The organism is Kangiella taiwanensis, assembly GCF_020005165.1.
Taxonomy (GTDB): Bacteria; Pseudomonadota; Gammaproteobacteria; order Enterobacterales; family Kangiellaceae; genus Kangiella; species Kangiella taiwanensis.
Genome location: NZ_JAHCLT010000003.1, coordinates 111298 through 133747, shown reverse-complemented (window position 1 = coordinate 133747; position 22450 = coordinate 111298). Strand labels below are relative to the sequence as shown.

At 43.9% G+C, this 22450-nt stretch carries 21 protein-coding genes; 5 read left to right on the top strand and 16 right to left on the bottom strand.

All coding sequences use genetic code 11. The features are described from left to right. The first annotated feature begins 44 nt into the window (after positions 1-44). Complete coding sequence (locus tag KFK88_RS09845; RefSeq protein WP_223579117.1) at positions 45-1148, top strand: hypothetical protein; 1104 nt, start codon at positions 45-47, stop codon at positions 1146-1148. 9 nt (positions 1149-1157) lie between these two features. Then, positions 1158-2768 carry a BCCT family transporter gene (locus KFK88_RS09840; RefSeq protein WP_223579114.1) on the top strand — a complete coding sequence of 537 codons (1611 nt, stop codon included), beginning with the start codon at positions 1158-1160 and terminating at the stop codon, positions 2766-2768. A gap of 67 nt (positions 2769-2835) precedes the next feature. Here the strand turns inward: KFK88_RS09840 and KFK88_RS09835 are convergent, their stop codons facing one another. From KFK88_RS09835 to KFK88_RS09785, 11 genes are all read right to left on the bottom strand, one after another. Further along, complete coding sequence (locus KFK88_RS09835; RefSeq protein WP_223579111.1) at positions 2836-4269, bottom strand: NAD-dependent succinate-semialdehyde dehydrogenase; 1434 nt, start codon at positions 4267-4269, stop codon at positions 2836-2838. A gap of 102 nt (positions 4270-4371) precedes the next feature. Next, positions 4372-6138, bottom strand: a complete 1767-nt coding sequence (argS, locus tag KFK88_RS09830) for an arginine--tRNA ligase (RefSeq protein WP_223579108.1) — start codon at positions 6136-6138, stop codon at positions 4372-4374. 117 nt (positions 6139-6255) lie between these two features. Beyond that, positions 6256-6795 (bottom strand): DUF924 family protein, encoded by a 540-nt coding sequence (locus KFK88_RS09825; protein ID WP_223579105.1) that lies wholly within the window; start codon positions 6793-6795, stop codon positions 6256-6258. Further along, complete coding sequence (locus KFK88_RS09820) at positions 6782-7273, bottom strand: low molecular weight protein-tyrosine-phosphatase (RefSeq protein WP_223579102.1); 492 nt, start codon at positions 7271-7273, stop codon at positions 6782-6784. The genes KFK88_RS09825 and KFK88_RS09820 overlap by 14 nt, the downstream gene beginning before the upstream one ends. 21 nt (positions 7274-7294) lie before the next feature. Continuing rightward, positions 7295-8074 (bottom strand): 3-deoxy-manno-octulosonate cytidylyltransferase, encoded by a 780-nt coding sequence (kdsB, locus tag KFK88_RS09815; protein WP_223579100.1) that lies wholly within the window; start codon positions 8072-8074, stop codon positions 7295-7297. Continuing rightward, the gene (locus KFK88_RS09810; protein WP_223579099.1) at positions 8074-8253 is read right to left on the bottom strand and encodes a Trm112 family protein; all 180 of its coding nucleotides are present in this window, start codon (positions 8251-8253) and stop codon (positions 8074-8076) included. Before KFK88_RS09810 ends, kdsB begins: the two co-directional genes overlap by 1 nt. 22 nt (positions 8254-8275) lie before the next feature. Beyond that, positions 8276-9232, bottom strand: a complete 957-nt coding sequence (lpxK, locus tag KFK88_RS09805) for a tetraacyldisaccharide 4'-kinase (protein ID WP_223579098.1) — start codon at positions 9230-9232, stop codon at positions 8276-8278. Positions 9233-9237: 5 nt separating this feature from the next. Further along, positions 9238-10986 carry a lipid A export permease/ATP-binding protein MsbA gene (msbA, locus tag KFK88_RS09800; RefSeq protein ID WP_223579097.1) on the bottom strand — a complete coding sequence of 583 codons (1749 nt, stop codon included), beginning with the start codon at positions 10984-10986 and terminating at the stop codon, positions 9238-9240. Between the two features lie 15 nt (positions 10987-11001). Next, complete coding sequence (locus tag KFK88_RS09795; RefSeq protein WP_223579096.1) at positions 11002-11421, bottom strand: ExbD/TolR family protein; 420 nt, start codon at positions 11419-11421, stop codon at positions 11002-11004. Between the two features lie 15 nt (positions 11422-11436). Continuing rightward, positions 11437-12135 carry a MotA/TolQ/ExbB proton channel family protein gene (locus KFK88_RS09790; RefSeq protein ID WP_223579095.1) on the bottom strand — a complete coding sequence of 233 codons (699 nt, stop codon included), beginning with the start codon at positions 12133-12135 and terminating at the stop codon, positions 11437-11439. A gap of 173 nt (positions 12136-12308) precedes the next feature. Beyond that, a complete protein-coding gene (locus KFK88_RS09785; protein WP_223579094.1) occupies positions 12309-14630 on the bottom strand; it encodes a DNA internalization-related competence protein ComEC/Rec2 in 2322 nt (773 codons plus the stop codon). Between the two features lie 75 nt (positions 14631-14705). On the opposite strand from KFK88_RS09785, the gene KFK88_RS09780 reads away from it, so the two are divergent. Continuing rightward, positions 14706-15311: a DUF2062 domain-containing protein gene (locus KFK88_RS09780; RefSeq protein WP_223579093.1), complete on the top strand. Its 606-nt coding sequence runs from the start codon at positions 14706-14708 to the stop codon at positions 15309-15311. Positions 15312-15323: 12 nt separating this feature from the next. On the opposite strand, the gene lolD is transcribed toward KFK88_RS09780, so the two are convergent. Then, entirely contained in the window at positions 15324-16031 is a 708-nt protein-coding gene (gene lolD, locus KFK88_RS09775; RefSeq protein ID WP_223579091.1) for a lipoprotein-releasing ABC transporter ATP-binding protein LolD, read from the bottom strand. A gap of 7 nt (positions 16032-16038) precedes the next feature. Then, the gene (locus KFK88_RS09770) at positions 16039-17286 is read right to left on the bottom strand and encodes a lipoprotein-releasing ABC transporter permease subunit (protein ID WP_223579087.1); all 1248 of its coding nucleotides are present in this window, start codon (positions 17284-17286) and stop codon (positions 16039-16041) included. Positions 17287-17438: 152 nt separating this feature from the next. Here KFK88_RS09770 and KFK88_RS09765 point away from each other — a divergent pair, with 152 nt between their 5' ends. After that, the gene (locus tag KFK88_RS09765) at positions 17439-17732 is read left to right on the top strand and encodes a hypothetical protein (protein WP_223579084.1); all 294 of its coding nucleotides are present in this window, start codon (positions 17439-17441) and stop codon (positions 17730-17732) included. A 61-nt stretch (positions 17733-17793) separates the two neighbouring features. Here the strand turns inward: KFK88_RS09765 and KFK88_RS09760 are convergent, their stop codons facing one another. Together KFK88_RS09760 and nagZ are read right to left on the bottom strand one after the other, a co-directional pair. Further along, complete coding sequence (locus tag KFK88_RS09760; protein WP_223579081.1) at positions 17794-18150, bottom strand: DUF2288 domain-containing protein; 357 nt, start codon at positions 18148-18150, stop codon at positions 17794-17796. 41 nt (positions 18151-18191) lie between these two features. After that, entirely contained in the window at positions 18192-19208 is a 1017-nt protein-coding gene (gene nagZ, locus KFK88_RS09755) for a beta-N-acetylhexosaminidase (RefSeq protein ID WP_345252514.1), read from the bottom strand. A 165-nt stretch (positions 19209-19373) separates the two neighbouring features. Between nagZ and KFK88_RS09750 the strand changes: the two genes are divergently transcribed. Then, on the top strand, positions 19374-21215 hold the full coding sequence (locus KFK88_RS09750; RefSeq protein ID WP_223579075.1) for a M2 family metallopeptidase: 1842 nt from the start codon (positions 19374-19376) through the stop codon (positions 21213-21215). A 61-nt stretch (positions 21216-21276) separates the two neighbouring features. Here KFK88_RS09750 and KFK88_RS09745 read toward each other — a convergent pair whose 3' ends face one another. Further along, the gene (locus tag KFK88_RS09745) at positions 21277-22191 is read right to left on the bottom strand and encodes an aspartyl protease family protein (protein ID WP_223579074.1); all 915 of its coding nucleotides are present in this window, start codon (positions 22189-22191) and stop codon (positions 21277-21279) included. Positions 22192-22450: the final 259 nt, after the last annotated feature.

Here is a 22450-nt window from a genome sequence, read left to right as displayed (position 1 = left end):
CTTACCAGTATAGTATAAAGATTGTTTATCAGACATGAGGACTTATGTTTTCTAAAGTTACAGCTGTAACTCTTATGTTATCTGGTGTTTTATTTATCCCTACAAAGACAGTTGCTTTTAGTGACGAAACCAATGTTGAATTAGGCGGAGCTGTTCGTCTTAACTACGGTTGGAAAGATTATGATGATGACAGCGATGGTGCTTTTGATTTTGAGCTGTTTGCTGTTGACGTTGATATCACTAAAGGTAAATGGTTCGTCGATTCTCAGTTCCGCTTTTATCAAACCTTTAATGCAGTTCATCACGCTGAAGTTGGCTACAATTTCGATGAATCTAATCGCTTAGCTGTGGGTGTATCACAAGTTCCTTTTGGTATTAGCCCTTACGCATCTCATGGTTTTTGGTTTGGTGGAACCTACTATTTAGGTTTTGAAGATGACTATGATACCGGCGCTAAGTGGACTAAAACAACCGGTGACTGGACATTCGATACGGCCTATTTCTTTAATAGCGAATACGATGACTCTGCTCGATATGGACGCTACTCTTTCGATGTTGCCAGTATCGATGGCAGCGACAATAAAGAAGATGGGCATGGTAATTTTCGTGCGCAATATCAATGGGGGGATCATGTTATAGGAGCTTCCGTTCAGGCGGGCAAGTTCCGTAACCGTACTACCGGTAAAAAAGGTGACCATGTCGCCGCTGCGGTTCACTTTGATGGTAATTTCGATAGCTGGAATCTACAGCTTCAGCATATTTACTACGACTTTGAGGCTGCGCCAGAACTTCAAACGCAAAACAATCGAATTGCTATGTCAGCATTCGACTTCCCTTTTGAGATTGCGGCTGAAGCCAATGTCACTAGCTTTAATCTCGCCAAAACTTTTGAAGTCGGCAATGACTTTTTGGATAAAGTGGTTTGTTATAACGACTTTACTTATACCGCGACACAAAACAAACCTGGCCTAACAGATTCGATTCAAAACGTTACGGGCTGTACTCTAATAAAAGACGGATTGTATACCTATGTAGATTGGATCGCGGGTAAGAATATGTGGTTCGCTGGCGGCCCAGGCATTGGTATATATGAAGGCCCAGAAAAATGGCGTTCACGTTTAAACATTAATATTGGTTACTATTTCTAAGGGGGATTCATGAGTGACTCTGTTCAAGAGCACAATTCAAAAAGCAACCCATTACACGAAAAATACGATGCAGACCATACTGTTGGGGAGAATAATGTCGAAGTCCTAGGTATGGACTTACACAACCCTGTTTTCTTTGCGTCCGCATTTTTCGTTGTTCTTTTCGTCATCCTCACCCTTCTCTTTCCTCAGCAATCAAGTGATTATTATGAAGCAGCAAAAGGCTGGTCAATCAATAATTTTGATTGGTTATTTATGATTGCGGGGAATATATTTGTCCTCTTTTGTTTGTTCCTCTTGCTGTCACCTTTGGGGCGTGTCCGTATAGGAGGTAAGCAAGCTAAGCCAGAGTTTTCATTACTCTCATGGTTTGCAATGCTATTTGCTGCTGGCATGGGCATTGGGTTGATGTTTTTCAGTGTCGCAGAACCCGTGGGTTACTTTACAAGCGATGGCGCAACACCATTCAATGTACCGCCTGGCGCTCCTGAATCAGAAGAAGCAGCCATGGGCGCCACGATGTTTCACTGGGGTTTACACCCATGGGGTATCTACGCAGTTGTCGGGTTATCCTTAGCATTTTTCGCTTACAACTGTAACTTACCCCTAACCATTCGTTCCACCTTCTACCCTATTTTTGGTGATCGCGTTTGGGGAGCGACAGGTAATGTGATCGATACGGTAGCCGTTTTAGCTACAATTTTCGGCTTAGCAACATCGTTAGGGTTTGGTGCTAGCCAAGCAGCAGGCGGCCTTCACTTTTTATATGAAGGCATTCCTAACACCATCACGACTCAACTCGCGATTATTTTCGGGGTGACCGTAATCGCGATCTTCTCAGTTGTCAGAGGTTTAGATGGCGGCGTTAAAGTCTTAAGTAATATCAATATGTCACTCGCTGCAATCCTTATGATATTTGTCTTTGTAGCGGGCTCTACCGTCATGTTGCTAGGTGGCGTTGGTAAAACACTGGTCAGCTACGCTGAAAATGTCATTCCTCTGAGTAATTGGATTGGTCGTGAAGATCAGGGCTTTTATAAAGGCTGGACCATCTTCTATTGGGCTTGGTGGATTTCATGGTCACCATTCGTTGGTATGTTTATTGCTCGTGTTTCAAAAGGCCGAACCGTAAGACAGTTTGTATCAGCGGTACTAATCATCCCTACTCTGCTAACCGCGGTTTGGATGACCGTCTTTGGCCGCTCGGGTATTGAGCAAGTCAAAAACGAAGTCGGCAAGCTGGCAGATGGTATTGGTGAAAGCTCTCTAGCTCTATTTCAGATGCTCGAGAATCTGCCGCTAACAACCATTACCTCAACAATCGCCATTATTCTGGTGTTAGTGTTCTTCATCACCTCATCTGACTCTGGTTCTTTGGTTATCGATAGCATTACTGCTGGCGGTAAATTAGACGCACCAGTAACACAGCGAGTGTTCTGGGCCACAATGGAAGGTGTGATTGCCGCAGTATTACTATATGGTGGCGGTGCAGCAGCTTTGGGAGCCTTGCAAGCTGCAGCTGTCACAGTGGGACTGCCCTTCACTATCGTCCTATTACTGATGTGTGTCAGCTTATTTATGGGCTTACGATCAGCTTATAAACTTAACTATAAAAAATAGGTCGGTTAACAAAACAGAAAAGCCCCTAGTTAGGGGCTTTTTTATTGGCTAAAACATACAGTCAAGATTAGTTAATACAAGCGTACTTTATGTCCAAGTAGTCGCTAATACCATACTTCGAACCTTCTCGGCCCATGCCAGACTCTTTAACGCCACCAAATGGTGCCATTTCGTTAGACAGCTTGCCTGTATTGATTCCAACCATGCCGTACTCTAAGTCTTGAACGAGTCGCTTAATACGATGACGGTTTTCTGTATAAGCGTATGAAGCAAGGCCGGCGCTGGTACTATTAGCGGCAGCAATTACTTCATCGTCTTCACTGAATGGAATCAGAGCCACAACTGGACCAAAGATTTCTTCACAAGCAATATCCATATCTTTATTCACTTTCGAGAGAACAGTCGGTTGAATAATATTCTTAAACTCTTTACTGACACTCCCGCCAACTAAGATTTCAGCACCAGACTCAGTAGCCTGATTGATCAGTCGTAGGACTTTATCAATGCCTTGTTGATTGATGAGGGCCGTAATCTGCACAGAATCAGTTAACCCATTACCGAGCTCTAGAGCCGATACTTTCTTGCCTAAGCGCTTTATGAACTCTTCATACAAAGTCTCATGCACGAAAATACGGTTAGCACAAACACACGTTTGCCCAGAGTTTCTAAACTTACTTGCCATTAAGCCATCAACGGCATCATCAATGTTAGCGTCGTCAAAAACAATAAACGGAGCGTTACCACCTAGCTCCATAGTAACTTTTTGAACATTTTCTGCGGACTGAGCAATCAGTTTTTTGCCGACTGCTGTGGAGCCTGTAAACGATATCTTTCGAACGACTGAGCTCGATGTTAGAACTTGGCCTATCTCCGATGAGGATGTTGTTGGCACTAGGTTAATAACGCCTTTAGGAATACCGGCTTGATCGGCAAGCTCAGCCATGGCCAAAGCCGACAAGGGCGTTTCTGCTGCAGGTTTTATGACAACGGTACACCCTGCTGCTAATGCTGGCGCCACTTTACGGGCAATCATTGCTTGTGGAAAATTCCATGGAGTAATAATGCCGACAACCCCCACGGGTAATTTGTGAATCTGTATTTGCTTATCACCATCCGGCGACGGCAAAATATCGCCATTAATTCGAAGCGCTTCTTCAGCAAACCACTTGATATAAGAAGCGCCATACAGGATTTCATTTTTTGCTTCCTCTAGAGGCTTGCCTTGTTCAATGGTTAATAACTCAGCTAAATCCTCAACATTTTCAATAATAAGGTCATGCCAAGTATGTAAGAGTTGAGAGCGCTCTTTAGCAGTGGTTTTTGACCAAGACTTGAAGGCTGTATCTGCTGCCTGAATAGCTTGCTCAGCATGCTCTTTTGTGCAGTCAGTTACAGAGGCGATAACGCCGTTATCGAAAGGATTATCCACTTCAAACGTAGTATCTGCAGAAATCCATTGTCCGTTGATATAAGCCTGCTCTTTCAATAATTCTTTGTTCATAAGTTTTCGTTACACCAAAAAAATGGCTCTATAGTAGAGCCATCTTAACGAACCTTAATCTTTTTTCAAAAGAACAGTTGGTAATATTTGTATATTTAACAATTACATTCGTTCTAATGTTTCAATGCCTAATAGTTCTAGGCCCATTTCCAGCTGATTAAGACATACCGCTGATAATTTCAATAAGCTCGCACGCTTGTCTTGATCGGCTTCTTTCAGGATATGTTGTTTTTGATAAAATGAACTGAACTCTTGCGCTAAGTTGTAGAGGTGTTCACACAAGAAGTGTGGCGCACGTTTGTCGATGGTTTTATCCATCGCAGCATTGAATTCAAGTAGCTTAAACGTCAAAGCACGCTCGTTGTCGGATGTTGCCTGTAACTCACCAGGCTCAGCGTTAATGTCTTTTGCTTTGCGTAATATAGATTTAATTCGAGCGACTTGCATCAGTAAGTAAGGACCTGTTTTGCCTTCAAACTCACTAAATTTCTCTAAGTCGAAGATGTAATCTTTAATACGGAAGTTGCGAAGATCGGCAAATTTTAATGTCGCAATCGCGACTTTATGCGCGATTTCTTCTTTTTCAGCATCATCAAAGTCGACACCAAAATTTGACTCCGCTAATTTCTTGCGAGCCTCTTCCTTCGCCATCAGGATCAAGTCATGAAGCTTCATCACGCCACCAGTACGAGTCTTAAACGGCTTGCCATCTTTGCCGTTCACCGTACCGAAGTAGGTATGTTCGTATGTTGTCGTCTTGTTCATACCCATGAGATCAGCAGCTGCGAATACTTGTTTAAAGTGTTGCTGTTGACGACCATCAACCACATACAAAACAATATCAGCTTTGTCTTCGTACACACGCTCGTACAGCGTGGCCAAATCTGTCGTACCATACATCACTGCACCATCTGATTTACGCAAAATCAATGGTGGCATTACCTTCTCGCCCTCATCATCAACGATAGGAACAATCAAGGCACCCTGGTCCTTAATCGAGATATTTTTATCTTCTAACTCTTTAAGAATTGCTGGAATAAATGGGTCGGCGTCGCTCTCCCCTTTCCACAAATCAAACGTTACACCAAGCTCACCGTAATCACGCTTCAATGTAGCAATGGATACCGACACAAAGTGTTGCCATAGCGCTCGATAGCCTTCGCGACCATTCTGTAACTCTAAGGTGGCCTGACGAGCTTTTTCCGCAGCTTCATCGTCTGATTTACAGAGCCCTGACTCTTCTGGATAAATGGTTTCAAGATCTTGAATCGTCACAGGAGACTCTTCTGAATAAGGCCCTGTATAGTCTTTATCAAAATAAGGCAGGTCTGGCTGACGCTTCTTAAGACCCTCGATCAACATCCCCATTTGCGTTCCCCAATCACCTAAATGGGCATCGGAAACAACGGTATAACCTTTGAAGCGGAAGATACGTTGTAGTGAGTCGCCAATAATCGCGGTTCTCAGATGCCCGACATGCATAGACTTGGCGACATTTGGGCCACCAAAGTCGATCATGACTTTTGTCTCAGACAGATCTTCAGCCGTACCAAAAGACGTATCACTCGAAACTGCTGCAAGCTTGTTCGCAAGGTAGTTCTCGTTAATAAAAATATTAATAAAACCAGGACGAACGACTTCGACATTCTTGATGATGTCATTATCAGCAAGGTTTGCAACCACCTTCTCGGCAGTAACGAAAGGGTTCCCTGCGCCCTGCTTTGCTGCAGCCATAGCACCATTGCACTGAAAGTCACCTAACTCTGGTCGGTTACAGCGGACCGTGTTGCCAAAATCGAAAGATAAGTCGTTTGCTTCAAATGCTTGACCAAATAATTGGCTTAAATCGTGTTCAATGGTGGTTAACATGCTAATAAGTCTTAAGTTAATGGAATGAGTCATCGTAAAAACTGCCGGCATTATACTAAAATATCGTCCGACAATGCTATGTTGCTGGGTGTTTATCTTTACTTTATAACGTCAGGTTTAGAAAGAAGAGCCCGGTTGTTTCAAAAACTCTAGCTCTTCTTCTGTGGATTGGCGACCTAGCACCTCATTTCGATGTGGGTATCGTCCAAAGCGATCGATAATCTCTTTATGTTTTAGCTCAAAGTCATATCCTTTATCCGCGCCAAGGGACTTAAATAAAGGAACTGCCTGTTGGTGGATCAGTTTCGACTCGCTGTGCATATAAGGCATGTACAAAAACTGACGTTCAGAAAGAGACAGTTCGCGGTCATGCTCATGTTGCACTGCCAGTTGAGCTAACGTCAGAGCCTGAGCATCATAGGCAAAGGCCTCTGCAGTGTTTCTGAATATATTACGCGAAAACTGATCGAGAATAATAATCTCAGCGAGATAACCTTTGGCAGTATTTCGCCATTGATACAGCTCTCCTAAAGCCGCTGCAGCATGGTAGTCGCCAAATCTAGACTGAATCGTGCGGTCGAATGCATCGCTCTTAATCCACCAGTCTTTCGGCTGGATTTCACCAAACCAAAAATCAAGTACGTCATTTGGCTTCATTGAGCTTACCTTGAATTTCTTTCAGTAAATTGTCGCTTGCAATTTCAATCATTTTAAGGACTTTAGTGAAGCCTTCAGCGCCACCATAGTAAGGATCTGGCACTTCTTCAATATCAAGTTCAGGGGCATAATCACGAATAAAAAGCTTTAATTTATCGTCGTAACCTGTTGTTTTTAATAGTGATAGATTGTGGTAATTTTCTAAATCCATGGCAATCACCAGGTCGAAATCAACAAAATCCTTTGCTTCAGCTTTGCGCGATCGTATGTAAGACAAGTCGTAGCCAAACTTCTTTGCTTCTTGTTGTGAACGCTTATCTGGCGCTTCACCGACATGAAATGCGCTGGTACCAGCTGAGTCGACTCGTATTTGATCAGACAGTCCGGCCTGCTCCACTTTGTGCTGAAAAACACCTTCTGCGGTTGGCGAGCGACAAATATTGCCTAAACACACAAACAAAACTGAAAAACGAGTCATAAAGCCTCACCTTGATTCTATTTAGAGCTGGTGTTGGCGGTAATAGAGATTAGCCGCCTTTAAATCTTCCTCTGTATCGACTCCTAGACCAGGGACTTCTTGTGCGGCTTCAACATGAATCTGATGGCCGTTTGCAAGAACGCGAAGCTGTTCCAGTGATTCTAGCTTCTCAATCTCTGCTGGTGGCATCTGGACATACATGGCTAAAAAGCCTGCCCGGTAGGCATAAATACCAATATGGCGTTGGCAAAAATCATTGGCCCCTACCTTTTGCTCTTCAAAGCTACCCCGCTGCCATGGAATAGGAGCTCTTGAAAAATACAAAGCCTTTCCTGAGACGGAAGACACCACTTTTACGACATTTGAATTAAAGATCTCATCATTATCTATAATTGGAGTGCTCAGCGTCGACATGACACAGTCGTTGTGTTCTGCGAGATTTGCCGCCACTTGAGAGATATTTTCTGGGGAAATAAAAGGCTCATCACCCTGAACATTAACGACAATGTCGTTATCAACGAAAGATAACTGCTGACAAACCTCAGCCAGTCTGTCGCTGCCAGAAACATGATCGTCACGAGTCATACAAACGTCACCGCCAAACTCTTTGACTGCCGCTTCAATCCGAGTATCATCTGTTGCTACGATGACCTTTTTGGCACCAGACAGCATGGCACGCTCATAAACATGCTGGATCATTGGTTTATCACCAATCAACGATAGCGGTTTGCCCGGTAGGCGTGTCGAAGCGTAACGAGCAGGAATCACAACGTAGAACGAATGCTCTCCAGCAACAGCCATTAATCGAGCTCCTCAGAGGAGACTTTACGTGCTTGCTCTTCTAGCATTACAGGAATATCGTCACGGATTGGATAGGCCAACTTATCGAAACGACATATCAGTTCTTTAGCATCTTTCTTGTATTGCAGCTCACCCTTACATAATGGGCAAACTAAAACATCAATTAATTTATGGTCCATAAGCAGTACTCTGTCGTGTTTCTTACAGTAATTCTAATAGCCGGCGCTGCAATTCGTCAGCAGCTTCGTTGGATAACTCTGTTTCTACGGGCAAATAATACATTCGACTATCTGCGATATGATGGCATTTTACCGCATCTTTCTCGGTCATGACGATTGGTCCTGTCATACCTGTAAAATCCTCTGCGCTGTATTGATGGTGATCCGGAAAACTGTGAGGAATAACCTCCAAGCCCACACTTTTAAGCGTATCAAAAAAACGCTGTGGATGACCAATGGCTGCCACCGCATCAACCACAGAGGCAGACATCGTTGTATTATGCCCTACACCTTCAATTGGCAGCGGTTTAAGGGTCATGGATTCACCATTACGTATAATCATGTCCACAGTCTTCAGCCGTGAGGGCGGCTCTCTGAGTGGCCCCATCGGCATAAGCCAGCCATTACCAAGTCCTCGTTTACTATCAACAACCGCAACTTCTAGGTCACGTTTTAGAGCGTAATGTTGCAAACCATCATCACAAATAACGATGTCGCAACCTAACTCAATCAGCTTTTGACCACCCCGAGCTCGGTTAGGATCGACAACAATTGGGGCGTTGGTTTTATGAAAAATCAGATAAGGTTCATCACCACATATTTCAGGCGACGTATCGTCATCAAGCACCAAAGGGTGATTTTCAGCAGTTCCACCATAACCGCGAGTGACAAGACCAGGCTGATAACCTTCTGATTGTAGCCACTGCAGAATATAAATAGACAACGGAGTTTTGCCTGTACCACCAACATTAATATTGCCAATCACGACAACAGGCTTGGATAATTGGGTAGACTTAAAGATGCCAAACCGATAGAAGATTTGGCGAATAAATACAACGCCTCGAAGCAACAGCTGCAAAGGAAAAAACAACCACAGCCACAAAGGTGATGGTCGATACCACAGCTGCTCAAAAAAGGATTGGCTTTTTGAAATAGCCACGCCAGTTACTCGCTAAACTGCATTTGTTGTAAACGTGTATATTCGCCTTCTTGCTGCATCAACTCAGCGTGTGAGCCTGCTTCAACAATACGCCCTTCTTTGACTACTAGAATTTTGTCAGCGCTCTCAATAGTCGATAGTCGGTGTGCAACAACGATTGTGGTTCTTCCCACCATCAGTGCTTCCAGTGCTTTTTGAATATGGCGCTCGGACTCGGTATCAAGAGCGGAAGTCGCCTCATCTAAGATTAAAATAGGAGCATCTTTCAGCATGGCACGTGCTATAGCGATTCGTTGACGCTGACCTCCTGAAAGTAACAGTCCATTATCACCAACCTGCGTATCAAGTTGTTGCGGCAGCTGTTCAATAAACTCCCACGCATAAGCATCCTTGGCGGCTTTGATGATCTCTTCGTCCGTCGCATCTTCGAGCCTGCCGTAAGCAATGTTATGGCGTATGGTGTTGTTAAACAGAACGACGTTTTGCGATACGGTGGCAATCTGCTCGCGTAATGACGATAAGGTTAATTCTTCGATAGGAATATCATCAACTTTTATTGCGCCAGATTCGGCATTGTAAAAACGTTGAATTAAGCTAGCGATAGTACTTTTACCGCTTCCTGAGCGCCCTACTAATGCAATGGACTGCCCCGGCTCAGCTGTAAAACTAATGTCTCTCAAAATCGCTTTATCGCTTTCATAAGCAAAGCCTACGTTTTCAAAGCTAATTTTACCCTTAGCACGCTCTAGAGTTTTCGAGCCATTATCAGGTTCGTCAGGAAGGTCTAATATTTCAAACACACTCTGTGCGCCGGCAATACCGCGCTGCAAGTGCGTATTGACGTTACTAATGTCGCGCATTGGCTTTAAAATAATGCCCATCATGGTGATAAAAGTTACTAACTCACCACTTGTCATACGATCATCGAGTAGCTCTAAACTACCGAAATACATAATCGCTGCAAAACCAAATCCAGCGACAATTTGAATCACAGGAGAGGCAATGCCTTTTGTGGCAATAAGCTTCATGTCTTGCTGGCGATTTTTGTTCGCTTTGTCGTTGAAGTTTTCAATTTCACGCTTGGAACCACCAAAAATTTTGATGACCTGATTGCCTTTAATGGTTTCTTCTGCAGTTTTTGTGACGTCACCGACGACATTCTGGATGTTGTTACTAACTTTTTTCAGTCGTTTCGCGCTGACATGGATAATCCAGCCAATAATAGGAACGACGAAGAATAAAAATAAGGTCAAGCGCCAACTAATTAAAGTTAGATAAACGAGTACAAAGAGAATCGTTCCACCGGTTCTCAACGCAAGCGTAATCGCATCAGAGCTTGCAATTGCCACTTGTTCCGTATTAAACGTCATGGTGGATAGTAAATTACCTGGTGCACGCTCAGAAAAGAATTTTGCTGGTTGCTTGATGTACTTTTCGTAAAGCGCTTCACGTAAATCCTGTACGACTTTACGCCCAACCCAGCCCATGCAGTATGTCGAGACGAAGTTACAAATTCCACGCAAGAAAATAGCGCCAATAATAAATAGTGGCGTTTGTACTAAAAGGAAATACCGATCACGCTCTTTTAAACCATCATCGATTAAATATTGAATGGCATTAACAAAGGTAGTTTCAATCAAGGCAAAGAAGATATTAGCAAGAACACCAACGAGGAAGACCCACTTATACCGCTTAGTGTAGCCAAGTAACCGTTTATAGATTGTCGAGTTTTTTTCTGACTTTAATTCGGACATGAATCACTTCAAACACTAGTTATTTTCAGAGTCAGGCTTCTGCGTCGGCAATGTCAGGTTGTTAAAGCCTGCTTGTCCGGCAGCATCCATAACCGTAATCACGGCCTGATAAGGTGCAGCCGCATCTGCGCTGATTATAACAGGTGTTTGAGTGTCTGTGGACGTTTGTTTTATAGCGTTTCTAATGGTTGTGACATCACGATTCACTAGGCCATTGCCATTGACAAATATTTCGCCAGTCTTGGTCACAGTGACTTCAATGGACTCAGCGTTAGCGTCTAAAGTTTCACCGTTGGCTTCTGGAAGCGTTAGGCTGACTTTAGTTTCTTTCTTGAAGCTGGTCGATACCATGAAAAAGATAAGGAGTAAGAAGACAACATCGATTAATGGCGTTAAATTAATCTGAACATCTTCTTTTTTCTTTTTTAACCACATGATTAAAAGCCTGTCTTAATCTTGTGATGAGGTGAAAATTTCACGCTCACCGTGTAATACATCCACCATTTTCAACGCTTCTTGCTCCATATCAGTGACCAACTCTTCGACACGGCGAATAAAGTGGCGATGTAGAACCAGCGTTGGAATCGCTACAGCCATGCCAGCAGCAGTGGTAATCAAAGCCTCAGAAATACCACCAGCCAAGGCATCTGCATTGCCCACGCCTTCAACACGCATCACTGTAAACACTTTAATCATACCGATCACGGTACCGAGCAAACCCAGCAAAGGAGCGACAAGCGCGATAGAACCTAATGTGTTTAGGTAGCGCTCTAAGCGAACGACCACGGCTCTACCCGCTTCGTTAATGCTGGCTTTCATGGATTCACGACCATACTGGTGATTGAGCAGCCCTGCTGTTAGGACCTCTCCCAGCTCAGAGCTGTTTTTTAGATCGCGCATTTTGCTTTTATCAAACTGCCCGTTTTTAATCCAAGTCCAAACCTGTGCAACGAGGTGCTTTGGTAAGATGCGTTCTCTTTTTAGCGCCCAAATACGCTCGACGATAATACCCATGGCAATAAGCGAGCAGATCGCAATCGGAACCATGGTCCAGCCACCCGCTTTGAATAAATCAAATAAAGTGCCCGAAGACGTCGTTGTTGCCGTCGCGAGAATTGCGCTAGAAAAAAGTGCAGAAGATATAACCATGAGCCCCATTACCTCAATGCGTACTGATATTTAGGAAGAATAAACGCTAAAACTGTATAAATATTAATCATTTATTATTAATTTAATCAAAATATTGTGCAGTAGCGACCGCTTAAGAGCAAGTGTTGATTACTACCAAGTGTGAACAATTCCACCGGTTTCATCGAAAACGCCTACTTTTCAACCACCTCACACGGTGGCAATCGCCAGATCTTCGCTTCATTGCGTGTCGCATCGAAGCTGTTAGTCGCTAAATTATAGGTTATTTGACCATAACAGCCGGTGTGAATTTGTGGGATATCAAAATCCTGATAGCGTCTCACCACTTTCGAACTCGGCAAGTTGTAACGGCTAAATCGTTCCGTCGCATAAATGGCGACACTGGGATTAACCCTTTTTATGAATGGGTAAGTTGACGAACTATTACTGCCGTGGTGTGGGACGATTACAATATCTGCGGACAATGTGTTCGATTGATCCGCTGCCAGCTCATACTCACTGCTCTTTTCAATATCTCCTGGTAACAGTATTGAAAAACGATACTCAGGCACTCCACTGGTAATTTTGACGACACAGGAGTCGTTGTTACGTCCATTCGTAGAATCTTTTGGGTGTAATACATCCAGACTGAAAACACCGAATTGGTATCCGTAGCCCGCAACACAGTCTTTCGTGGGCAGGCCTGAGAGCATGTCATTTGCCCACTGCCCTGCTATGACCTGCTTAACTGGAAGCTGCTTAGTAATCTTTTTCGCCCCTCCAGAGTGATCATTGTCTTGGTGGCTTAGGATTAACGCATCTAAGTGCTGAACACCTAACTTTTGCAATGTTGGCTCAATATAACTCTCAAAAGCACTACCATGAGTCGCCGCATACCCTGTGTCATAAAGAATGTGAGTCTTGCCATCCGTCAATAACACAGATAGACCATGCCCAACATCAAAAACAACCATGGTTGGCTGCGTTGAGCTCGCCCACTGCTGTATAAGGTATGATGTGACGAGTACAAACCACAGTCCAATAAACTGATATCGAAAGATGTTAATGGGTAACCAAATGATGAACATGACCACCATCAGGCTACAAAGAAGCCAGCCTGGCAGCCAAAACTCAAAGCGAAGCCAAGCTAACGTATTCGCTAGAGCTTCCGCCCAGCCCAAAGAAGTCGTTAATGCAGAATCGAGCATGCCAAGCGGCGATGAAAACTCAAACAAAGTCAAAATAACGCAGACGATAATGAGCGGCAGCACCAAAACACTAAACGCAGGTATCACAACAATATTGACCAGCAAACCTAACAATGTGGCTTGTTGAAAAAACAGCAGGCTGGGCAATAAGAGCGTTAGCGAAATAGCAACCTGAATCTTGCCAAGCTTGCTCAAGCCATGACGCCAACCTTGCTCCCCACCAGCACGTCCCGACACGACAAAAGCGATCACCGCCACAGCAATATAACTCATCCAAAAACTGACGGAGAGCACGGCTAAGGGATCAATCAACAGCATCATACCGAGCGATACTTTAAGGCCACTCAATAATGCCGCCTGTCGTTGCCATAGTAGCGCAGCAGCAACACACCCCCACATGATAAGGGCTCGCACGGTTGGGACCGAAAAGTCAGCCAGCGCGGTATAACAGAAGGCAACGAAGCAGCTCACAATAAGGGCAGGACGAAAAGGCTCAACGGCGTTGACTCTGCATAACCGGTTAACCCAGCCCAGAACAACAAACATTAGCCAAAAACTTCCACCAGCAATAATGGAGATGTGAAGCCCCGATATCGCAATCAAATGACTCAAGCCCAACTGTTGCAGTATTTCTCTATCCTCTTTGGGAATAGAAGACTTTTCGCCAATGGTTAAAGCCTGAAACAAGCCGGCATTATCAAATTCACTCAAAGCATCAAAAATTGATTGCCTAAATGCGCCTATACTCCATTCAGGTTGCTGACTCACGAGTGTGGCTTGTTTAATGTAACCTTTGCCATCTATGGCTTGCTGAAACATGAATCGCTCATAGTCAAAACCCGCTTGGTTCAAAGACCCGTGAATCGGTTTAAGCTTAACGGTAAGAGTCCAAACTTCTTCGTTTAAATAAGGACACTGTTTGGAGTAATCGTTTAACTGCAGCTTTTTATGAATTAATGATGGAGTATCTGAGTGTTTAACCTGCACTTTAAACTGACAATATTCGGGATAAATCACTGGCAATGACTTAACCTCTGCTTCTATAATGTGCACGCTTTGATTTTCCGGCGATGGGATTTGCTGTGATAAACGCCAAGATGCGTGAATTGATGTCCAGCCAAACCCAAACAAAAAGCCACTAATGACGACAATACAAGCAGAAAGCAACGAATGTTTGACTCGTTTTACGAGCAGGAGCAAAGCTCCAGCAATAACGAGAGTTAAGAGTGTTGAGGTGGTTTGAAGTACGCTCGGCTGCAAAACTAAACTGCAAGCACCAAGCAAAAAGCCCAAAATCCATTTGAACATTCGGGGATAATCCTTATCCAAGCTTTAATAAAAGTGTTGTACGATGAACTAACGCAAGTGTAACCGTGAAACTCTATGCCGCGCAAGCTACTAAGAAAGATTACGCCAGATCCGAAGAAAGTGACTGAAAATCGTTTTTTAAAGATTTTCGGTAAGCTAATTCATGATCCTGGCTTATGGCATTTAAACCGCTACAGTGCGTCAGGCGCCTTTGCGGTAGGCTTGTTCATGTGTTTTATGCCAATCCCATTTCAAATGGTGATGGCAGCTGGTCTTGCTATTTGGTTCCGAGTCAACTTGCCCTTATCAGTCTTGTTGTGCTGGATAACTAACCCTATCACTATTCCGCCGATGTTCTATTTCGCCTATTTAGTTGGCACTTGGGTTCTTTCGTGGCCGCCAAGCCAGTTCGAGTTTGAGCTAAGTTTTGAATGGCTAGGCAATGAACTGATTCATATTTGGCAGCCTTTCTTGTTGGGTTGTCTAATCTGTGGCTCTATTGCGGCCATTATCGGCTATTACACCATCAGCCTATCTTGGCGCTATCATGTGGTCATGGCTTGGAAGGCGCGTCAGCAAAAGTGGAAAGAAAAGCTTATGCACACGCTTCACCTTGATGGTGATGATGAGGGCGAAAACAAAAAAGCTCAGGATAAACCTGAGCCTTCGGATAAAAAATAAAGCTTAAAGCGACTATAGCTGGAGCGGTTTTAAGTTTCCTTCTTCAAGGTGTAATTGTCGCTGCATTTTCCCAGCAAGCTCAAGATCATGAGTTACTGTAATAAACGTGGTTCCCATCTCACGGTTTAACTCACACATCAGCTCATACACTTGATTGGCTGTTCCGTGGTCTAGGTTGCCTGTAGGCTCATCGGCCAGCACACAATCTGGCTCAGTAACTAGGGCTCGCGCGAAAGCGATACGTTGTCGTTCACCGCCCGACAATTCAGCCGGTTTATGCGTTTTACGATGTGACATCCCTACTTTCTCTATCAGCCCGCTTGCAATTTTATGGGCTTGCGTGCGCTTCATACCCCTGATAATTAAAGGCATCGCAACGTTATCTTGCGCTTCGAACTCGGGCAGTAAGTGATGAAATTGGTAAACAAAGCCGATATGCTGGTTTCTGAAACTCCCCTGAGCCTTGGCTGAAAGCTGATGAATGTTAGTCCCGTCGATAATCACGCTACCAGAGGTTGGTTTGTCCAAACCACCAATAAGGTGAAGCAAGGTACTTTTACCTGAGCCCGACGAACCCACAATAGCTAATTGCTCACCTTTTTTGACTGTTAAATCTAACGCTGACAAGACTTCAACTTTATTGGCGCCATCGTTGTAAGTTCGGTTTAGTCCGGTAATTTCAATCATTGAGTTATTATTACTCACAACAGAATTATTCATAGCCGAATCATTCATAACGCAACGCCTCCGCGGGTTGTGTTCTTGACGCTTTCCACGAAGGATACAATGTCGCCAGTACGCTGATGCTAAAAGCTGCGATCGCGATCTTAATCACATCATCCCAAATCAACTCGGTTGGCAAGAAGTTAACGAAATAGACATTTTTCGGGAATACACTCATCTCGAACGTCACTTCGATCCAGTTAATAATGTCAGGTAGGTTCAGTGCCAAAAGAATACCCAAAATAACTCCTGCCCCAGTCCCGATCAGGCCATTGATAATGCCGCTGGTCATAAAAATACGAAGGATTGAGCCTGGACTTGCGCCTAAAGTACGCAGAATCGCGATATCTGCCTGCTTTTCATTCACCAACATAACCAATGACGTCACGATATTAAACGCAGCCACAGCGATGATAAAGGTCAAAAGGATAAACATAATCTTCTTTTCCATCTCAATCGCGTTAAATAATGTTTGGTGTTGGCGGGTCCAGTTGGTTACAAAGTACTCATAACCCAATTTTTCATTGATACTCGTGGTCACGTCGTGAACATTCATCACGTCGGCGGTTTTAAGCTGAAGAGCAGACACACCATCAGTAACTCGTAAAATCTTTGCGGCGTCTTTTATATGAGTGAACGCAAGACCTTTATCCGCTTCGGAGCGAGTTTCAAAAATTCCGGAGACCGTAAAACGTTTTGTTCTTGGGTGAATCCCCGCAATCGTCATGCGTGTTTCTTTTAAGAACAGTAGCGACACTTTATCACCGACATTTGCACCTAAACTACGGGCTAACGAGGCTCCAAGAATAATGTTATAGCTGCCTTCGGTTAAAGAGTCGAAAGAGCCGTTGCGCATATTTTCTTTAACGATGGTGACTTCACCAATTTTTTCAGGAAGTACCCCTTGGATCATGCCAAACTGGTCAGAACCTAGGTGTTGAAACATGGTTTCAGACTGAATATACGGCGAAGCACCGATCACATTCGGGTTTTCCAGAACGGTTTGTTCAAGCGCCTGCCAGTCTTCTATATTACTGCCAACACCACTGACAAGTACGTGTGGTGCCATACCTAAGATGCGATCACGAAGCTCACGCTCGAAACCGTTCATGACGGACATAACAGTAATTAGGACCATCACGCCAAGCGCGATTCCTATCATAGAAATCAAGGAGATAAAGGAAATAAAGTGGTCGCGGCGTTTTGCTCGAGTGTATCGAAGCCCGACAAATAGCGAAAAAGGCAGCCTCATGGTGCTTTCTAAATAAATTAAATTGGCGTCATATTGAATGGTTCACAATTTGTAGTCAAGTTATGCAGTAGAATTAATGTTAATTATGATTAGGATATTACGCTAATTTTTTGATATTCTTAGGAATACACAATGTTTGAGGAGTCAACATCATGAAAACAATAACAGCTGCTGTTTGCGCTCTGTCGCTAAGCTTCGGTGCGGGGGTTGGCTTAAATACTGCCAAGGCCGAAGAAGTTAAAGTTCCTGTAGCACAACAAGGCCAGCAGGATATTCAAGTACCGAAGCGCGGTGTCAGCAAATCGCACGTTGAACAAAAGTTCGGTACTCCGAATAATGTGGAAGGTCCAGTAGGTGACCCGCCAATCACTAAGTGGGTATACAATGGATACACGGTCTACTTCGAGTATGACCATGTGATTCATTCAGTGATTCATCATGGTTAAGTTTTAGTTTATCAAAGTTATTAAAAAAGCGGCTTGTTAGCCGCTTTTTTGTACCTAATCTCTATTTCTTTAACTGCGATAAAATATACGGCGCTACTACTACGGTCCAAAACTCCGTTTCAGGTTTACAGTTAGCCTTAACAAACTCCATCGGCATGCGCTGGATTTTTTCCGAATCAATCAACGGTTTTATTTCGTCTGCGTTATCCAGTGACAAATCCGCAGCGCAGTTGATGAGGTCAACGTCCTGATCTATCAAAAGTAAATTGCCTTTAGCGAAAAAGCGCTCAATTTCTTTCCACTCAACGATAGCAGTTTCCCCATTAAGTTTAGCGACCAGCTCTTCTCTTGGTGTTAGCTGTGTAAAACTATCTGTTTTTTGCTCAGTAAGCTCTTCAATCTTCTTTTCGTTAGACATTTCAATCAAACCCAGTTAAATCAATAATATACAATAGATATTTAAACCATCTTATCAAGCTGTAAATCATGCTCTAGTTGCTGCCAGTTGTCGCCTTGACGAACTTGAGTCAGCGAGTAGTTAAGCGACTGACCTTTCATTCTTGCCAATCGCTCCGCAGATTTGGAGTCCACGTCAAAATCGAATTCAGACATCAACTCACGCCCTTCTTGCGGATGGTTGCACACTAAAACCATATCGCAACCTGCCGTCACTGCGGCTTTGGCACGCTCATAATAACCGCCAACGACCTCTGCCCCTTTCATGCTCAAGTCATCGCTAAATATCACACCATCAAAGCTTAATTGGTTACGCAAAATATCTTGCAGCCACAACTCAGAAAACCCTGCCGGTTGCTTATCAACGCTCGGGTAAATGACGTGCGCAGGCATGACTGCTTGATAATTCTGAGCTAACTCAGCGAACACTCGCATGTCTTGGCTGATGATTTGCTCGCGTGGGCGCTCATCGACCGGAATATCAACGTGTGAATCGGCTTCAACTGAACCATGCCCCGGGAAGTGCTTAGCCGTCGCCGCCATACCAAAGTCATTCATACCTTTGATAAACTCACGACCGAGCTCGATCACCTCATCTACCTTTGTAGAAAATGCTCTATCACCAATAACGCGGCTGATTTCATCGCCTAAATCAAGCACTGGCGCGAAACTAAAGTCGATGCCAACGGCTTGAACTTCAATCGCAATCAAACTTCCCCAGCGATAGGCTGACGCTTTTGCTTCAGCTAAGTCGTTAGCATTCTGCAAAATACTCGCCATAGCAGGGACATTAGTAAACCCTTCACGGAATCGCTGTACGCGCCCTCCTTCATGGTCCACGGCAATCAGAATGTCGCGCCTAGCGGTTTCACGGACGGCTTGTGATAATTCGGCAATTTGTTGGGGACTGGCGTAATTACGGGTGAAAAAGATGATGCCTCCTAACAAAGGGTTTTGAAGCATATCTTTTTCAGCTGCATTAATTTCAAGACCTTCTAGATCCAGCATCAAAGGGCCAATCGGCATAGTTATTCCTGAGGATTCACCAAAAGCCGTATGATAACCGATCCGCCAAATAACGACCATGATGAATTCCATTTCTCAAATTAAAACAAGTCGCTATAATGGAGCGCGATTATGAAACGATAATGATTATTATCAACTTAAACAATAAAGGGTAACTCTATGATAACGCTTAAAAAAGCCGTCAGTACTGCAGTATTGGTGGGTGCTTTATTAGGACAACCTGTTATTGCCGACGATCATAAACAAAAAGTCACTGCGGAAGACGCAGCGGCTTTTGTTGCTGATGCTGAAAAGCGATTAACAGAAATTGCAGAATATGCTGCGCGCATTGCTTGGGTAAACGCGAACTTTGTCACTCACGACACAACTGCGCTAAATGCTCAAGTGGGCGAAGATTACACCAAACTAGGCGTTGAGCTTGCGAATGAAGCGAAGAAGTTCAACGGTTTGGACTTACCTTACGACGTTAATCGTAAGATTGAAATGATCAAACTAGGTCTTACGCTGCCAGCTCCAGCTGATGCGGAGAAAACAAAGCAACTTGCTCAAATCACATCTAAGCTGGACAGCCTTTACGCTAAAGGTAAAAGCCCAGATGGTCGTAGCCTTGGTGAACTGAGCCAAGTCTTGCGTGAATCGCGTGACGCTGATGAGCAACTAAAAGCATGGACTGGCTGGCGCGAAATTTCTAAAGAAATGCGTCCGCTGTATAAGCAAATGGTCGACATCGCTAACGAAGGTTCAAAAGAACTTGGCTATGCAGATACTGGCACCATGTGGCGCTCTAAGTACGACATGCCTGCTGATGATTTCGCCAATGAAATGGACCGCCTTTGGGGACAAGTACAACCATTATACAAAGCGCTACACTGCCACGTTCGCGCTGAGTTGAATGACCAGTATGGTGATGAAGTTGTTGCGATGGATAAACCAATCCCTGCGCACCTATTAGGCAACATGTGGGCGCAGCAATGGGGTAATATTTATGACATCGCTGGTCCTAAAAATGCAGCCGAAGGCATTGATATCGACCCTATCTTGAAAGCACACTACGGCGTCGATAAAGAAAACGTAAGCCACGAAGAAAAAGAAGTTGCTGTTAAGAAAATGGTTAAAACTGCTGAAGGCTTCTTCTCTTCACTAGGTTTCGCCCCTCTTCCGCAAACGTTCTGGGAGCGCTCGCTATTCGTCAAGCCACGTGACCGCGACGTTCAGTGTCATGCCAGCGCTTGGGATATCGATAACGAAGAAGATATCCGTATTAAGATGTGTACCAACATCAATGGCGAAGACTTCCAGACTGTTCACCACGAACTAGGCCACAACTACTATCAGCGTGCTTACAAAGACCAGTCAATCTTCTACAAAGGCAGTGCTAACGACGGTTTCCACGAAGCAATCGGTGACACTATCTCACTATCGATCACACCAAAATACTTGAAGCAAATTGGCCTAATCGACGAAGAGCCAGACGCGAGTGCTGATATTGCACTTCTAATGCGTTCTGCTTTGGACAAAGTTGCCTTCTTACCATTTGGCTTAATGGTTGACCAATGGCGCTGGAAAGTATTCAACGGTGAAATTTCACCTGAAGAATACAACCAAGGCTGGTGGGAGCTGCGTGAAAAATACCAAGGTATTGAAGCGCCAGTGGCACGTACTGAAGATCACTTCGACCCAGGTGCGAAATACCACATCCCTGGTAACACACCTTATTCACGTTACTTCCTAGCACACATCTTGCAGTTCCAATTCTACCGTGAAATGTGTGACATGGCGGGCAACGAAGGTCCACTTCACCGTTGTTCATTCTACGGCAACAAAGAAGTTGGCGAAAAGCTCATCAAGATGCTAGAAATGGGCTCTTCACGTCCATGGCCTGATGCACTTGAAGCTATGACGGGTAGCCGTGAAATGGACGCGACAGCAGTACTTGAGTACTACGCGCCATTGAAAACATGGTTAGACGAGCAAAACGAAGGCCGTAACTGCGGCTGGTAAGTTTTAGCTTTAGCCATACCCTAATAAAAGAAAGGCGCCAATTGGCGCCTTTTTTAGATTATTAGGTAGAGGGGTAATACAAGTGAACTTTCTTTCTCTTGTAATCAATCGTGATAATAAAATTACGTAATATTTCATAACCAAGAATACCGTCTTGGACAGAGCTTTCCTCAGGGATTCTGCTAAAAAGGTATCTCTTTTTCTCGTCAAAGGCATTTTTATAATCTTGGTTATATATAGCTAGGAAAGAGTCGAAATCGTAAGTACCTAACCTAAACTCTTCAACTTTAATGACACTAAAGTCAGCACTTTCGGCAATTCCTGAGACCTGATGAGTGACTCCCTCTACTGCATACTGGTCAAGTTCATTTTTAAAAATGAACTTACGTTTTAATAGCGCAAGGGTATTACTACCAGTGTCTAACAGCATCCAGGCTTTCTCACCGGCGATATAAGCTTCAACTAGCAGCCCTCCATCATACTCATAGCGAACATCAATATTACTTTCAAAATTTACTACTTCAGGACTTAGAAAGCGAACTCTGTTATTTGGGTAGTCTATCTGAACTACTGACTGCTCGAAAAACTTCCGTCCTAGTATCATGTCATATGGGGTGTCACTATTAATGATAGGGATATCTCGTAATGTAAAGCTTTGCCCATCGGCAGTGATATCAAAAGGTTCTGATAAGGGGGCTTGGACTTCGCCATTGATCCCTATCAAAGTGATCGCTCTTGCAGAATTTCCTTTAATCCCTGTTTTTTCTACTATGCTGGAATTTAGTGCGTGGATAGATGCACCTGTATCAAGCAATACCTTCGCAGGTTGATCATTAATTTCCACATTTAGTACTAATGCCCTACTTTCACTATCAATAGGGATCCAGCCTTCAGGATTATCTTGAAATGCGTAAATGGGCGAACAATAGAGGTGTAAGAAGCCAACAAGGCCAATCATTAATTTTTGTGCTTTCATGCGATAGAGCTAGTAAAAAACTTAAGCTTTCCAAAATTTATTAATGACTAAGACTAACAATAAATCAGATCAGAGTATATTCGTTTTGTACTGAACGTAGCCTCGATTAGCGAGAGCGTACCAAGAGTGACTGAAAGGAATACCTGTGGTACACTTCCTTCGGTCTTAATCGAGGGGGAAGGTAAACCATCAACAAGAAACCTCGAGATCACTTATCTTATTTTCCCTAAAGGAATTCCCAAGGTCACAGGCTAGGCTT